Below are 14,435 nucleotides of genomic sequence, written 5' to 3'. Positions count from 1 at the left end.
TGGCCTTGTTTCGTGCCATGCTCAGGCTAATCTTAAAGTGTCATAATAATAAAAGAGGTTGTGATGCGTATATTCGTTCGCACAGTTACCGTGATAGCACTTGGATGGATTGTTTTATTAATGAGTGGATATGGGGTATTAGTGGGAAGTAAGCAGAACGCGGCGGGGCTAGGCCTGTAATGCAAGTATCTTACCGCTCGTGGTACATCGACAGCTCAGTATCTTCATACAGAGAGTGGCATAATCGGTTTTAGCGATTGCCCGGTTTTACGTAAAAGCACAGTCGTTATTGATAACGATTAATTATTAACCTGAAGAGATGTAAGGATACATTTCTCATTGATATGATTATTGCTATCAGCAGGGGTATTTGTTACGCGTTTTACTAAAAGCATCCCTAAAACCTGCTTCGCGGACTGCTGGCAGGTTTTTTATCGACTGCAATTTCAATATCAAAAGTATATTGGTCATAATCGCCATACTTCAAATTGCATGTGCTGCAACTCGAAATATTTAGCCTATGTATCCCATTTGAGCTGAAATTTTCCGCGCTGCATTCTGCAAAATAGCGACATACTCCTGCAAGCGTTCTTGTGAGAAACGCAGTGTAGGGAATGAAATACTCAGGCCAGCGATCACCACGCCAAAGCGGTCGAATACCGGGACAGCAATACAACGCAGCCCTGCTTCCTGCTCTTCATTGTCTTCACCATAGCCCTGAGCACGAACTTGATCCAGCACAGGCAGTAACGCTTCAGTAGTAGTAATGGTGCGCTCGGTACTCCGCTTATATTCGACGTGTTCCAGGATTTGTTTGATTTCTTTATGGTCACGCCATGCCAGCAAGACTTTACCAATTGCGGTGCTGTAGAGCGGATTTCGACGACCAATACGGGAGTACATACGTAAATTGTACATGGAGTCGATTTTATGAATATAGACAATGCTGTCTTCGTCCAGCGCGCCAAGGTGAATGGTTTCTTTGGTAAGTCTGGAAAGTTCGCGCATTTGAATATCTGCGCTACGAATCAAATCGACATTTTGTAATGCACGGGCACCCAGTTCGAATAATTTCAACGTCAGGGAATATTTTTCTGACTCCCCCTCCTGAGCAACATAGCCCAACGTTTTCATGGTTTGCAAAAAGCGATAAACGGTACTTTTTGACATCATAACGCGTTGAGAAAGCTCGGTAATACCAATTTCACGCTCTTCGCCTAATGCCTGTAAAATACCGAAAACTTTCAACACGGAAGAAACAGAATCAGGTTGTTTACCCAGATCTGTACTGGCCATTCATCACCTCATTGCGAGTGTTTTAGAAAAATCAGAACCGAATTTTATTATAAATTCACGATCCTGGCGTCGCAATGCAAGTTTTGCCGCTTCGTTACAATTCTGCGACATCCCACACCAGTATCAATGCTAGAATCATTAATCTGCTTATCAATTCCTGAAGACCAAGATTCTTATGCAAAAAGTTCAGGCCGATGGCCTGCCGTTGCCGCAACGGTACGGTGCCATTTTAACCATCATCATTGGCATTTCAATGGCAGTGCTGGATGGTGCTATTGCTAATGTCGCACTACCAACCATCGCATCAGATCTTAACGCTACGCCTGCCAGCTCTATTTGGGTTGTTAACGCTTATCAGATCGCCATTGTCATTTCATTACTCACCTTCTCATTTTTAGGTGATATGTTTGGTTACCGACGAATTTATAAATTTGGTCTGGTGGCATTTCTTCTTTCTTCGCTGCTTTGTGCGCTCTCAGATACGCTTCAACTACTCACCATGGCGCGCATCGCGCAGGGTATTGGAGGGGCCGCGTTGATGAGTGTTAATACCGCGCTCATTCGTCTTATCTATCCCCAACGCTTTTTGGGGCGCGGTATGGGTATTAACTCCTTTATTGTGGCGGTATCTTCTGCAGCAGGCCCTACGATTGCCGCAGCCATTCTCTCCGTAGCATCATGGAAGTGGCTATTTTTAATTAACGTTCCGTTGGGCATTCTGGCGTTAATTTTAGCGATGCGTTTTTTACCACCAAATGGCTCTCGTGGTAGCAAACCGCGTTTTGATCTTCCCAGCGCTATTATGAATGCGCTCACGTTTGGTCTGTTGATTACTGCTTTAAGCGGTTTTGCTCAGGGACAATCATTAACGCTTATTGCTGCGGAAGTTGCAGTGATGATTGTGGTGGGTTATTTCTTTATTCGCCGCCAACTCGCCCTTCCAGTTCCTCTGTTGCCCGTTGATTTACTACGCATTCCCCTTTTCTCGCTCTCTATTGGCACTTCAGTTTGCTCTTTCTGCGCGCAGATGCTGGCGATGGTTTCTTTGCCCTTTTACCTGCAAACTGTACTTGGTCGAAGTGAAGTAGAAACAGGCTTGTTACTCACTCCCTGGCCTTTAGCTACCATGGTTATGGCTCCACTTGCCGGGTATTTGATTGAGCGTGTACATGCAGGATTGTTAGGCGCATTAGGGATGATCATTATGGCCTCGGGGCTTTTTGCCTTAGTGTTACTTCCTGCCTCACCAGCCGATATCAATATTATTTGGCCGATGATTCTTTGTGGTGCAGGATTTGGTTTATTTCAGTCGCCAAATAACCATACGATTATTACCTCCGCCCCGCGCGAACGTAGCGGTGGTGCCAGTGGTATGTTAGGCACAGCACGACTACTCGGGCAAAGCAGTGGCGCAGCACTGGTTGCACTTATGCTGAACCAATTTGGTGATAACGGTACACATGTGTCGTTGTTGACTGCCGGAATACTGGCGGTGATTGCGGCGGGAGTGAGTGGCTTACGCATCACACAACCTCGAGTGAAAGGGTAAAAAAAGAGCGCGTTAATCAGAACGCGCTCTTTTTGTTTTGCTATCGCTTACTTCAGATATTCACCTGTCCGCAGCGCTTCGATACGTTTATCCAGCGGCGGGTGAGTCATAAACAATTCACTCAGCGATTTCGATTTACCGTTGATGCAAAATGCCATCATGCTGGTAGCTTCTTGTGGTTCATAACTGGTTTTCAAACGCTGCAGTGCAGCAATCATTTTCTCACGACCAACCAGTTTTGCCGAACCGGCATCAGCATGGAATTCACGGTGACGCGAGAACCACATGGTGATAATGCTTGCCAGAATACCAAAGACCAACTCCAGTACTGTGGCGACTGCAAAATAAATCAGAGGGTTACCGTTACTCTCTTCACCATCATCACGGTTACCACCCATAAAACCAGCAGCCAACTGCGCGAGAATTCGTGAAATAAAGATAACGAAGGTGTTCACCACGCCCTGAATCAGCGTCATGGTCACCATGTCGCCATTGGCGATGTGGCTGATTTCATGAGCAATTACTGCCTCGGCTTCATCAGGACTCATGTTTTGCAGTAAACCAGTGCTGACAGCAACCAGAGAGGCATCACGACGGGCACCGGTCGCGAAAGCGTTGATATCCGGTGCATGGTAGATAGCTACCTGCGGCATAGCAATCCCCGCCTGACGCGCCTGAGTTGCTACAGTATTGACCAGCCAACGTTCCCTTTCGTTACGCGGTTGCTCGATCACTTCCCCGCCCACAGATCTCAACGCCATCCATTTGGACATCAGAAGCGAAACGAAGGAACCACCAAAACCGAACAGCAAGGCCATAATCATCAGCCCCTGAACGCTGCTCGACTGTATCCCTGTCAGGCTCAGTACCAGCCCGAAAACGACCATAACGGCCAGGTTCGTTAGCAGGAAGAGCGCGATTCGCATCATAATTTTCTTTTTACCTCAGTTTAACAAAACGCACTACGCGTAACCCACATCGTATGGGTTACGCCGCCATTTTCAAGTCTGAACGCTGTGTAAGTCAGTAGAAAGACACAACTTTACATTTTGTAGCATTTGGCTGACGTGTGAAAAAAAACAGGCACATTATCTTGTGCCTGTTTGACATTACTTAGTAGACGCGGGGTTTTCCGCTGGCTTCTCTTTTTCAAGATGCGCCAGGTCGAGCGCTATTTTTACCGTTTCATCAAGATACGGATCTGGCTCCTGATAATCTTTCGGCAGATCATCCAGTTTCTTCAACTGTGGTTTACCTTCACGTTTAAACCGATCATTGAGGCGCTGCAGACGCAAAGCATCATCTTCGTTATTCTCTTTTTCGCGTTGTGCAAAATTGAGCGAGGCAATACTACGCTTCTCCTTCATCGCTTTGAAACGGGCAATATCCTTCATGATGTACTGGAATTCAGGATCATTAGCGATACGAGCGTTATGCTCTTTAAGCAGCTCCGGCCCAAACGATTTCAGATCACCTGATTTCACGTAAGTTGCGGCGTCAATACTGTCCCACGGTAATGCATTGTCTTCGAATTTTTCGCCGGTTTCCGTCTCTTCATTGCCCGTAGGCATGATGATGTCTGGCGTTACACCTTTACGCTGTGTACTGCCACCGTTAACACGATAAAATTTCTGGATTGTATACTGTACTGAACCTAATGCAGGCCATTCAGGACGCAACATTTGATCGTAAATACGATTCAAAGAACGGTACTGCTGTACGGTACCTTTACCAAAGGTCGGTTCGCCAACCACCAATGCCCGGCCGTAATCCTGCATCGCCGCAGCGAAGATCTCTGACGCAGAGGCACTAAAACGATCAACAAGGACAACAAGCGGACCTTTGTAATAGACCACACCATCGTTGTCGCTATCTTCACGTACCTTGCCGTTGTTATCACGCACCTGCACCACCGGGCCAGATGGGATAAACAAACCGGAAAGCGAAACTGCCTCGGTCAACGCACCACCGCCGTTACTGCGCAGATCGATAATCACACTGCTGACGTTCTGTTTTTCCAGTTTCTGCAACTGCACTTTAACGTCATCGGTTAAGCCCACGTAGAAACCAGGGATATCCAGCACACCAACTTTTTCTTTACCGACGGTTTTCACCGACATCTTAACGGCGCGATCTTCCAGGCGAATACGTTCGCGCGTCAGGGTAATCGTTTTAGTTTTAGTGCCCTTACCTGCTGGCAGGATCTCAAGTCGTACCTTACTGCCCTTAGGGCCTTTAATTAAGGCAACGACATCATCCAGACGCCAACCGATAACATCGACCATCGGTTTACCCGTTTGCCCAACACCAACAATACGATCGCCCACACTTATCGCTTTGCTCTTCGCTGCCGGACCACCGGCAACCATGGAGTTGATAACGGTGTAGTCATCATCCATCTGCAATACTGCGCCAATACCTTCCAGCGACAGGCTCATTTCAGTATTGAACTGTTCGGTATTACGTGGAGAGAGATAATTGGTATGAGGATCGATTTCACGTGCAAATGCGGTCATCGCCAGCGAGAAGACATCTTCACTGTTGGTTTGTGCCAGTCGACGAATAGCAAATTTATAACGACGCGTCAGGGTGTCACGAATTTCCTGATCGGTTTTACCGGTCAATTTCAGGCTTAATTCGTCAAATTTCACCTTGCCATCCCACAACGCATTCATTTCCGCTTCGTCTTTCGGCCACGGAGCTTTGCTGCGGTCAAGGTTATAGGTGTCGTTACCCGTGAAATCCATCGGGCGTTCCAGTACTTTCAATGCGTACTGATAACGCTCAAATCGGCGCTTTTGTGCCAGATTATAGAGATCATAAAAGACGTCCAGTTTGCCCGTACGTAATTCATCACCAAGCTGATTTTTCTTTTTAGCGAAGGCTTCTACGTCACTTGCCAGCAACACATTGTGGCTGTAATCAAGCAGATTCAGATAACGATCGAATATTTTCGCAGAAAACGCCTGATCGAGGTCAAACTGACGATAATGCGAACGCGTAAAACGAGAAGTCACGCGCTCACTTACTGTCGCGTGTTGAGTTTCTTCCTTCAAAACAGGAATTTGCTCAACACGTGTAATATCATCTACAGCGAAGGTCTGGCCTGCTATTGCAAGCAGGCCAGCAAACGCGGTAAGCCTAAAAAAACTGTTCATGCCAGGCCCGGCCTCCGTTTCAGAACACCAGGTGTTCTGCGCGCACAATCAAAGACATACCCGAATTCAGCTGTACCCGGACGCCGTCTTTGGTGATTTCGAGTACGGTGGCATCCATCGCATCGTTGCCTGCTTTCACTTTAAGCGCCTGCCCTACGGTCAGTGCAGAAATATCGGAAACAGGAGTGTGCTTCTCTTCGCGAGGTGCTCGTGGTGCTTTCGCTGCGGGCTTTTCAGCGCGAGGCTTGCGCTCTGCGCCTTCTTTACGGCGAGGTGCTGCAGGACGCGGTTTGCGCTCACGACGTGGTGCAGATTCTTTATCCCCTGCAGCCGCAGCTGCTTCACGCTTTTTCGCCTGCTGTTCAGCACGTTGCGCCTGAACGCGAGCTTTTGCTTCTTCAAGCTGCTTACGGGCATGCTCAACGTGCTGCTCCTCCAGCTCACCACACGGGTTACCGTCGAGATCGACACGTATTGCGCCTGGTTTTACGCCATACAGGTAGCGCCAGCTTGAAGTATAAAGACGTAAAGCGGATCGCAGTTGCGTTTTGCTGAGGTTCATTTCCCCGGCAACACGGTCAACCAGATCCTGAAAAATACCGATTTTCAGCGGACGCGCTTCACCTTCCGCACTGAAACAGTGGGGAAAACGCTCGGCCAGAAACGCGATTACTTCTTTACTGCTATTCAACTTAGGTTGATTTTCCATGAAATTTCCTGATTACAACGGACGTAGCCAACAAGCGCAGGCATGAACAGGCGTCATTATAATGACGCCATCAGTAATTGCTACGTTATCCGTTGATTATCCTGCGACGCTCGCAAAGAATTTTTTGTAATCCGTCATTGCAAGCACTTTTTCCAGCTCCGTCACCAGCAGGCGCAGGCCTTGTTCATCCTCTTCTGTGAAGCGGCCAAACTGAGTGCTATCAATATCCAGAACGCCAATAATCTGATCTTCAACCACCAGCGGCAAAACTATCTCCGCGTTGCTGGCGGCATCACAGGCGATATGACCATCAAAAGCGTGGACATCTTCAATACGCTGCACTTCATTGCGAGCAACAGCCGTACCGCACACGCCACGTCCAACCGGGATCCGTACACAGGCGATTTTGCCCTGAAACGGCCCCAGCACTAACGTCTCGCCTTCGAGTAAATAAAATCCTGCCCAGTTTACATCAGTCAGGCGTTCATACAGCAAAGCACTGGTATTCGCCAGTGTTGCCAGAAAGCTAGTTTCTCCAGCCATTAATGCCCGAAAGTCACGGTTTAAATCCGCGTAAAATTCTGTTTTGTTCATTATATAATCACTTGGTTGTCTTACCTGGAACTGCCAGCCTATTAAAATAAGCATTAAATGCGTTAATGCTCAAGATCATTCCCATCATGGGTTATTATTAATGTTAATTCTTATAACATTTGGCACGTCATGGCTCTTAACACCCCGCAAGTTACGCCATCAAAAAAAATAACAGTAAGGTCAATTGGCGAGGAACTGCCACGTGGTGATTATCAACGTTGCCCGCAATGTGACATGCTGTTTAGTCTGCCCGAGATAAATTCTCATCAAAGTGCCTATTGTCCGCGCTGTCAGGCAAAAATTCGTGACGGGCGCGACTGGTCGCTAACGCGTCTGGCAGCAATGGCATTCACCATGCTGTTGCTGATGCCGTTTGCCTGGGGCGAACCGCTGTTGCATATCTGGCTGTTAGGCATTCGTATTGACGCCAATGTCATGCAAGGCATCTGGCAAATGACCAAACAGGGCGATGCAATAACGGGGGCGATGGTCTTTTTTTGCGTTATTGGTGCTCCCCTTATTCTGGTGAGCTCCATAGCTTATTTATGGTTTGGTAACCGACTGGGAATGAATCTACGCCCGGTACTGCTGATGCTTGAGCGGCTGAAAGAGTGGGTGATGCTGGATATCTACCTGGTCGGCATTGGCGTTGCTTCTATAAAGGTACAGGATTATGCCCATATCCAGGCGGGTGTCGGCTTGTTCTCTTTTGTGGCGTTGGTGATTTTAACGACGGTGACATTGTCACATCTTAATGTCGAAGAACTGTGGGAGCAATTTTATCCGCAGCGCCCCGCTACGCGTAGGGACGAGAAACTCCGTGTCTGTCTTGGGTGCCATTTTACCGGCTATCCTGATCAGCGTGGTCGCTGCCCGCGTTGCCATATCCCGCTACGCCTGCGTCGCCGTCATAGTCTGCAAAAATGCTGGGCGGCGTTGTTAGCATCAATCGTGTTGTTGTTGCCTGCCAACCTGTTGCCTATTTCTATCATTTATCTGAACGGAGGACGGCAGGAAGATACGATTCTTTCCGGGATTATGTCGCTGGCAAGTAGCAACATTGCGGTTGCGGGAATCGTGTTTATCGCCAGTATTCTGGTGCCGTTTACTAAAGTGATCGTCATGTTCACTTTACTGTTGAGCATTCATTTTAAATGCCAGCAAGGTTTACGCACACGCATTCTGTTACTGCGGATGGTGACCTGGATTGGTCGCTGGTCGATGCTCGACCTGTTTGTCATATCTTTAACCATGTCGCTGATTAATCGCGATCAGATCCTCGCTTTTACTATGGGACCGGCTGCGTTTTATTTCGGCGCAGCGGTAATTTTGACTATTCTTGCTGTGGAATGGCTGGACAGCCGCTTACTTTGGGATGCACATGAGTCAGGAAACGCCCGCTTCGACGACTGAAGCGCAGATTAAAAATAAACGCCGTATCTCACCTTTCTGGCTGCTGCCGTTCATCGCGCTTATGATTGCCGGTTGGCTGATTTGGGACAGTTATCAGGATCGGGGTAATACCGTCACCATCGACTTTATGTCGGCGGACGGTATCGTCCCCGGCCGAACGCCTGTTCGTTATCAGGGTGTTGAAGTCGGAACTGTGCAGGATATCAGCCTGAGCGACGATCTTCGTAAGATTGAAGTCAAAGTCAGCATCAAGTCCGATATGAAAGATGCGCTGCGCGAAGAGACACAGTTTTGGCTGGTGACGCCAAAGGCATCGCTGGCAGGAGTCTCCGGGCTGGACGCCCTCGTCGGTGGTAACTATATCGGCATGATGCCGGGTAAAGGTAAAGAGCAGGATCACTTTGTCGCACTCGACACCCAACCAAAATATCGGCTGGATAACGGCGATCTGATGATCCACCTGCAAGCCCCCGATCTCGGTTCACTGAACAGTGGTTCATTGGTATATTTCCGTAAGATCCCGGTGGGTAAAGTCTACGACTATGCCATCAATCCCAATAAGCAAGGCGTGGTGATTGATGTCCTGATCGAGCGGCGTTTTACCGATCTGGTGAAAAAAGGTAGCCGTTTCTGGAACGTTTCCGGCGTTGATGCCAACGTCAGTATCAGTGGCGCGAAGGTGAAACTGGAAAGTCTGGCGGCACTGGTTAACGGTGCGATTGCCTTCGATTCACCTGAAGAGTCGAAACCTGCCGAGGCGGAAGATACCTTTGGTCTGTATGAAGATCTGGCCCATAGCCAGCGTGGCGTAATAATAAAACTGGAACTGCCGAGCGGTGCCGGATTAACCGCCGACTCGACGCCGTTAATGTATCAGGGGCTGGAAGTTGGACAACTAACTAAACTGGATTTAAATCCTGGTGGTAAAGTCACCGGAGAAATGACCGTTGATCCCAGCGTCGTCACGCTGTTACGGGAAAATACCCGCATCGAATTACGTAATCCAAAATTATCCCTTAGCGATGCTAATCTCAGTGCCCTGCTGACCGGCAAAACCTTCGAGTTGGTGCCGGGCGACGGTGAGCCACGTAAAGAATTTATTGTTGTTCCTGGCGAAAAAGCCCTGCTCCATGAGCCAGATGTTCTGACGCTGACCCTGACCGCGCCGGAAAGTTACGGTATTGATGCTGGTCAGCCGCTCATTCTTCACGGCGTGCAGGTAGGCCAGGTTATCGATCGTAAACTCACCAGCAAAGGCGTCACCTTTACCGTCGCCATCGAGCCTCAGCATCGCGACCTGGTAAAAGGCGATAGCAAATTTGTCGTCAACAGTCGTGTCGACGTGAAAGTGGGGCTGGACGGCGTCGAGTTTCTCGGCGCCAGCGCCTCAGAATGGATCAACGGCGGGATCCGCATTCTTCCTGGTGATAAAGGCGCAATGAAACCCAGCTATCCGCTGTATGCCAATCTGGAAAAAGCGCTGGAGAACAGCCTTAGCGATTTGCCCACCACAACCGTGAGTTTGAGTGCAGAGACATTGCCGGATGTGCAAGCGGGATCGGTAGTGCTGTACCGTAAATTTGAAGTTGGTGAAGTTATTACCGTACGTCCCCGAGCTAACGCGTTTGATATCGATCTGCATATTAAGCCGGAATACCGCAACCTCTTGACCAGTAATAGCGTGTTCTGGGCAGAAGGTGGGGCGAAAGTTCAGCTGAATGGTAGTGGCTTGACCGTACAGGCATCCCCGCTCTCCAGAGCATTAAAGGGGGCTATTAGCTTCGATAACCTCAGCGGTGCCAGCGCCAGCCAACGTAAAGGTGACAAGCGAATTCTGTATGCTTCCGAAACAGCGGCCCGTGCGGTTGGCGGACAGATTACGCTCCACGCTTTCGATGCCGGAAAACTGGCAGTCGGGATGCCAATTCGCTATCTCGGTATTGATATCGGGCAAATTCAGACGCTGGACCTGATTACCGCGCGCAATGAAGTACAGGCAAAGGCGGTGCTCTACCCGGAATATGTCCAGACCTTTGCGCGCGGAGGTACACGCTTCTCAGTGGTCACTCCGCAAATTTCGGCAGCGGGCGTTGAGCATCTTGATACTATCCTCCAGCCGTATATCAACGTCGAACCAGGCCGGGGCAATCCTCGCCGTGACTTTGAATTACAAGAGGCCACCATAACTGATTCGCGTTACCTGGATGGCTTAAGCATTATTGTTGAAGCGCCGGAAGCCGGTTCGTTAGGCATCGGTACGCCTGTGCTGTTCCGTGGTCTGGAAGTAGGTACGGTTACCGGAATGACGCTGGGGACACTGTCAGATCGCGTGATGATTGCGATGCGCATCAGTAAACGCTATCAACACCTGGTGCGTAACAATTCCGTCTTCTGGTTGGCATCGGGTTACAGTCTGGATTTTGGTCTGACTGGCGGCGTGGTGAAAACCGGCACCTTTAACCAGTTTATCCGTGGCGGCATCGCCTTTGCCACGCCTCCGGGTACTCCGCTGGCACCGAAAGCCCAGGAAGGTAAACACTTCCTGTTGCAGGAAAGTGAACCGAAAGAGTGGCGTGAATGGGGAACTGCGCTGCCCAAATAATGTCCATTGCTCCGGCGTGCCTGCGCCGGAGCGTTTATGCTAAACTGCGCGCCTGTTTTTTTGCCAGTGGTATATGCTCGTGGCCCAACACACCGTTTATTTCCCGGACGCCTTTTTGACGCAAATGCGCGAAGCAATGCCTTCGACGCTCTCTTTTGATGATTTTCTTGCCGCCTGTCAGCGCCCGTTGCGCCGCAGCATTCGCGTTAATACGCTGAAAATCTCCGTTGCTGATTTCCTGCAATTAACCGCTCCTTATGGCTGGACGCTTACGCCAATTCCGTGGTGTGAAGAAGGTTTCTGGATTGAACGCGACGATGAAGATGCATTGCCATTGGGTAGTACAGCAGAGCATTTAAGCGGCCTGTTTTATATTCAGGAAGCCAGTTCAATGTTGCCCGTTGCCGCCTTGTTTGCTGACGGTAATTCACCACAGCGGGTGATGGATGTCGCTGCTGCGCCAGGCTCCAAAACGACGCAAATTGCTGCGCGGATGAATAACGAAGGGGCGATCCTTGCCAATGAGTTTTCCGCCAGTCGGGTAAAAGTGTTACATGCCAATATCAGCCGCTGTGGCATCCGTAATGTTGCGCTCACGCATTTTGATGGCCGTGTATTTGGTGCGGCATTACCAGAAATGTTCGATGCCATTTTGCTGGACGCCCCCTGCTCCGGCGAAGGCGTGGTCCGTAAAGATCCCGATGCGCTGAAAAACTGGTCACCAGAAAGCAATCAGGAAATCGCTGCCACCCAGCGTGAACTGATCGACAGTGCCTTTCATGCATTACGTCCTGGCGGTACGCTGGTTTACTCAACCTGTACCTTAAATCGGGAAGAAAATGAAGCCGTCTGCCTGTGGCTGAAAGAGACTTACCCCGACGCAGTAGAGTTTTTACCGCTTGGCGATCTCTTCCCTGGTGCGGACAAGGCGCTGACCGAGGAAGGTTTTCTTCACGTTTTCCCACAAATTTACGACTGTGAAGGCTTCTTCGTTGCTCGTCTGCGTAAAACTCAGGCTATTCCCGCATTGCCTGCGCCAAAATACAAAGTCGGTAATTTCCCATTTATCCCGGTGAAAAATCGCGAAGCTGGACAAATTTGTCAGGCGGCTGCAAGTGTTGGCTTAACCTGGGATGAAAACCTGCGACTCTGGCAACGCGACAAAGAACTGTGGTTGTTCCCGGTGGGCATTGAAGCCTTGATCGGTAAAGTCCGATTTTCTCGGTTGGGGATTAAACTTGCCGAAACACATAACAAAGGTTATCGCTGGCAGCATGAAGCGGTTATTGCCCTTGCCTCCCCCGACAATGTGAACGCTTTTGAACTGACACCGCAGAAAGCGGAGGAGTGGTATCGCGGGCGCGATGTTTACCCGCAAGCCGCGCCAGTTGCGGATGATGTATTGGTTACTTTCCAGCATCAACCGATTGGTTTAGCCAAACGGATTGGTTCGCGACTGAAAAACAGCTACCCGCGTGAACTGGTGCGCGATGGGAAACTTTTTACCGGTAACGCCTGAAAGCGCACAAAAAAAAGCGCACGTTTTGACTGGCGCATTCGGCTACCTCAACTAGGCTGAAAAATGGCGCGATCGGACTGGTCGTACCACAACCGACAGCTAAATGGAGAGCACGAAGATGAAAACCAGTGTGCGCATAGGCGCTTTTGAAATCGACGACGGCGAGTTACACGGTGAATCGCCGGGTGATCGAACGTTAACCATTCCTTGTAAATCTGACCCCGATTTATGTATGCAACTGGATGCCTGGGATGCCGAAACCAGTATCCCTGCCCTGCTCAACGGCGAACACTCTGTCCTTTACCGTACCCGCTACGATCAAAAGTCTGATGCCTGGATTATGCGTCTTGCCTGATCCAAAAAGAACCCGTCGGCATGGCGGGTTATTTATCCTGGTTATTCCCTCGTTGTAAAATCTCTCCTAAACTTAACGGTACGGCACCACACTTCGGGGATGAAATGTTCGCGCTGGTACTTTTTGTTTGCTACCTGGATGGCGGTTGTGAAGATATTGTTGTGGATGTCTACAACACGGAACAGCAGTGTCTTTATTCTATGAACGATCAACGGATCCGCCATGGCGGTTGTTTTCCGATTGAGGATTTTATAGATGGTTTCTGGCGACCTGCACAGGAATACGGTGATTTTTAATTATTGCAGTTGCACGAGAGTCAGTTCGCCCCCAAAGACAGCGCCGGTATCAATATAATGCAGGTTGCCAATATCCACGCGATGGCGCAACGGTGTATGACCAAACCAGAAATGATCAGCACCTGTAATTTCCTTCCCTTTTGGGCCTTCACGTAATCGTGAGCGGCTCCACAAGACCTGATGCAAATCGACGTCCTTTTGCCATTCATAAACATCATTAGGATAATCGGCATGCGCAATAACATGTTTGCCGGTGCAACTGTGTACTTCAAGAATAAAGGGCAAATACTGACATTTTTCCAGCGCTGTTTTCGCTTGTTTCTGTTGATTATCTACCAACTCAACAAACCAGTCGCCGCCATTCATCAACCACAACGACATCTGCTGGGATGCCAGCGCATCCATCGCCATCTGTTCATGATTGCCTCTTACCGCACGAACCCAACGTTGCTCCAGTAACTGCAGACAGCGTAAACTTTGCGGCCCACGATCGATAACGTCTCCCACTGAGATAAGTAAATCTCGCCACGGATCAAAACGACAATGCCATAATTTGCGGCGCAACTGCTCAAGACATCCGTGTATATCACCTGAAAGCCAGATATGTCGCCATTGATGACCCGCAATTCTCTGATAAACGGGCGCAGGCTGTTTCATCAGTTTTTTCCTCCCGCGCTAAAGATCACATAATTTTAACAAGAATGTTAAAAAACGCTAGACTACGACCGTAGAGTGTGTGTTATGGTTGAATATAAAGTCAGCGAATGGAATATTTCTGGCTTTTAACAGATAAAAAGAGACCGAACACGATTCCTGTATTCGGTCCAGGGAAATGGCTCTTGGGAGAGAGCCGTGCGCTAAAAGTTGGCATTAATGCAGGCTTAGTTGCCTTGCCCTTTAAGAATAGATGACGACGCCAGGTTTTCCAGTTTGCGTGCAAAATG

12 protein-coding genes and 1 pseudogene are annotated in these 14,435 nt (G+C 49.1%); 7 read left to right on the top strand and 6 right to left on the bottom strand.

Annotated features, from left to right (window positions below; all coding sequences use genetic code 11):
• The first annotated feature begins 63 nt into the window (after positions 1-63).
• Positions 64-303 (top strand): annotated as a pseudogene (locus EFER_RS06310) (YobH family protein).
• A 210-nt stretch (positions 304-513) separates the two neighbouring features.
• Here EFER_RS06310 and kdgR read toward each other — a convergent pair.
• Positions 514-1,296, bottom strand: a complete 783-nt coding sequence (kdgR, locus tag EFER_RS06305; RefSeq protein WP_000168757.1) for a DNA-binding transcriptional regulator KdgR — start codon at positions 1,294-1,296, stop codon at positions 514-516.
• 175 nt (positions 1,297-1,471) lie between these two features.
• Between kdgR and EFER_RS06300 the strand changes: the two genes are divergently transcribed.
• Positions 1,472-2,845, top strand: coding sequence for an MFS transporter (locus EFER_RS06300; RefSeq protein WP_001174554.1), 1,374 nt, complete (start codon positions 1,472-1,474; stop codon positions 2,843-2,845).
• Positions 2,846-2,892: 47 nt separating this feature from the next.
• Here the strand turns inward: EFER_RS06300 and htpX are convergent, their stop codons facing one another.
• From htpX to EFER_RS06280, 4 genes are all read right to left on the bottom strand, one after another.
• Positions 2,893-3,774, bottom strand: a complete 882-nt coding sequence (gene htpX / locus EFER_RS06295) for a protease HtpX (RefSeq protein WP_000984509.1) — start codon at positions 3,772-3,774, stop codon at positions 2,893-2,895.
• 180 nt (positions 3,775-3,954) lie between these two features.
• Positions 3,955-6,003: a carboxy terminal-processing peptidase gene (gene prc / locus EFER_RS06290; RefSeq protein ID WP_001083916.1), complete on the bottom strand. Its 2,049-nt coding sequence runs from the start codon at positions 6,001-6,003 to the stop codon at positions 3,955-3,957.
• Between the two features lie 19 nt (positions 6,004-6,022).
• On the bottom strand, positions 6,023-6,712 hold the full coding sequence (proQ, locus tag EFER_RS06285) for an RNA chaperone ProQ (RefSeq protein ID WP_000431358.1): 690 nt from the start codon (positions 6,710-6,712) through the stop codon (positions 6,023-6,025).
• Between the two features lie 96 nt (positions 6,713-6,808).
• Complete coding sequence (locus EFER_RS06280; RefSeq protein ID WP_001043894.1) at positions 6,809-7,306, bottom strand: GAF domain-containing protein; 498 nt, start codon at positions 7,304-7,306, stop codon at positions 6,809-6,811.
• A gap of 129 nt (positions 7,307-7,435) precedes the next feature.
• Here EFER_RS06280 and yebS point away from each other — a divergent pair, with 129 nt between their 5' ends.
• The 5 genes from yebS to EFER_RS06255 all read left to right on the top strand — a co-directional run bounded on the left by yebS (position 7,436) and on the right by EFER_RS06255 (position 13,491).
• On the top strand, positions 7,436-8,719 hold the full coding sequence (gene yebS / locus EFER_RS06275; RefSeq protein ID WP_002431583.1) for a membrane integrity lipid transport subunit YebS: 1,284 nt from the start codon (positions 7,436-7,438) through the stop codon (positions 8,717-8,719).
• Positions 8,688-11,321, top strand: coding sequence for a lipid-binding membrane homeostasis protein YebT (yebT, locus tag EFER_RS06270; RefSeq protein WP_002432104.1), 2,634 nt, complete (start codon positions 8,688-8,690; stop codon positions 11,319-11,321). Before yebS ends, yebT begins: the two co-directional genes overlap by 32 nt.
• 79 nt (positions 11,322-11,400) lie before the next feature.
• Positions 11,401-12,840 (top strand): 16S rRNA (cytosine(1407)-C(5))-methyltransferase RsmF, encoded by a 1,440-nt coding sequence (rsmF, locus tag EFER_RS06265; protein ID WP_015953343.1) that lies wholly within the window; start codon positions 11,401-11,403, stop codon positions 12,838-12,840.
• A 118-nt stretch (positions 12,841-12,958) separates the two neighbouring features.
• Positions 12,959-13,195, top strand: a complete 237-nt coding sequence (locus tag EFER_RS06260) for a YebV family protein (RefSeq protein WP_002431586.1) — start codon at positions 12,959-12,961, stop codon at positions 13,193-13,195.
• 104 nt (positions 13,196-13,299) lie between these two features.
• A complete protein-coding gene (locus EFER_RS06255) occupies positions 13,300-13,491 on the top strand; it encodes a YdfD/YebW family protein (RefSeq protein WP_002431587.1) in 192 nt (63 codons plus the stop codon).
• Here the strand turns inward: EFER_RS06255 and pphA are convergent, their stop codons facing one another.
• Entirely contained in the window at positions 13,492-14,148 is a 657-nt protein-coding gene (gene pphA / locus EFER_RS06250) for a protein-serine/threonine phosphatase (protein WP_000812748.1), read from the bottom strand.
• Positions 14,149-14,435 lie beyond the last annotated feature (287 nt).

Source organism: Escherichia fergusonii ATCC 35469 (genome assembly GCF_000026225.1).
Lineage (GTDB): Bacteria > Pseudomonadota > Gammaproteobacteria > Enterobacterales > Enterobacteriaceae > Escherichia > Escherichia fergusonii.
The sequence above is the reverse complement of the archived record's forward strand: the minus strand, read 5'-3'. Positions and strand labels throughout refer to the sequence as shown.

Bases quoted from the DNA above. Each gene is read 5' to 3' on its own strand.
- yebT (WP_002432104.1), top strand. From the start codon at position 8,688: ATGAGTCAGGAAACGCCCGCTTCGACGACTGAAGCGCAGATTAAAAAT.
- EFER_RS06255 (WP_002431587.1), top strand. From the start codon at position 13,300: ATGTTCGCGCTGGTACTTTTTGTTTGCTACCTGGATGGCGGTTGTGAA.
- EFER_RS06300 (WP_001174554.1), top strand. From the start codon at position 1,472: ATGCAAAAAGTTCAGGCCGATGGCCTGCCGTTGCCGCAACGGTACGGT.
- pphA (WP_000812748.1), bottom strand. From the start codon at position 14,148: ATGAAACAGCCTGCGCCCGTTTATCAGAGAATTGCGGGTCATCAATGG.
- htpX (WP_000984509.1), bottom strand. From the start codon at position 3,774: ATGATGCGAATCGCGCTCTTCCTGCTAACGAACCTGGCCGTTATGGTC.
- yebS (WP_002431583.1), top strand. From the start codon at position 7,436: ATGGCTCTTAACACCCCGCAAGTTACGCCATCAAAAAAAATAACAGTA.
- EFER_RS06260 (WP_002431586.1), top strand. From the start codon at position 12,959: ATGAAAACCAGTGTGCGCATAGGCGCTTTTGAAATCGACGACGGCGAG.
- kdgR (WP_000168757.1), bottom strand. From the start codon at position 1,296: ATGGCCAGTACAGATCTGGGTAAACAACCTGATTCTGTTTCTTCCGTG.
- prc (WP_001083916.1), bottom strand. From the start codon at position 6,003: ATGAACAGTTTTTTTAGGCTTACCGCGTTTGCTGGCCTGCTTGCAATA.
- proQ (WP_000431358.1), bottom strand. From the start codon at position 6,712: ATGGAAAATCAACCTAAGTTGAATAGCAGTAAAGAAGTAATCGCGTTT.
- EFER_RS06280 (WP_001043894.1), bottom strand. From the start codon at position 7,306: ATGAACAAAACAGAATTTTACGCGGATTTAAACCGTGACTTTCGGGCA.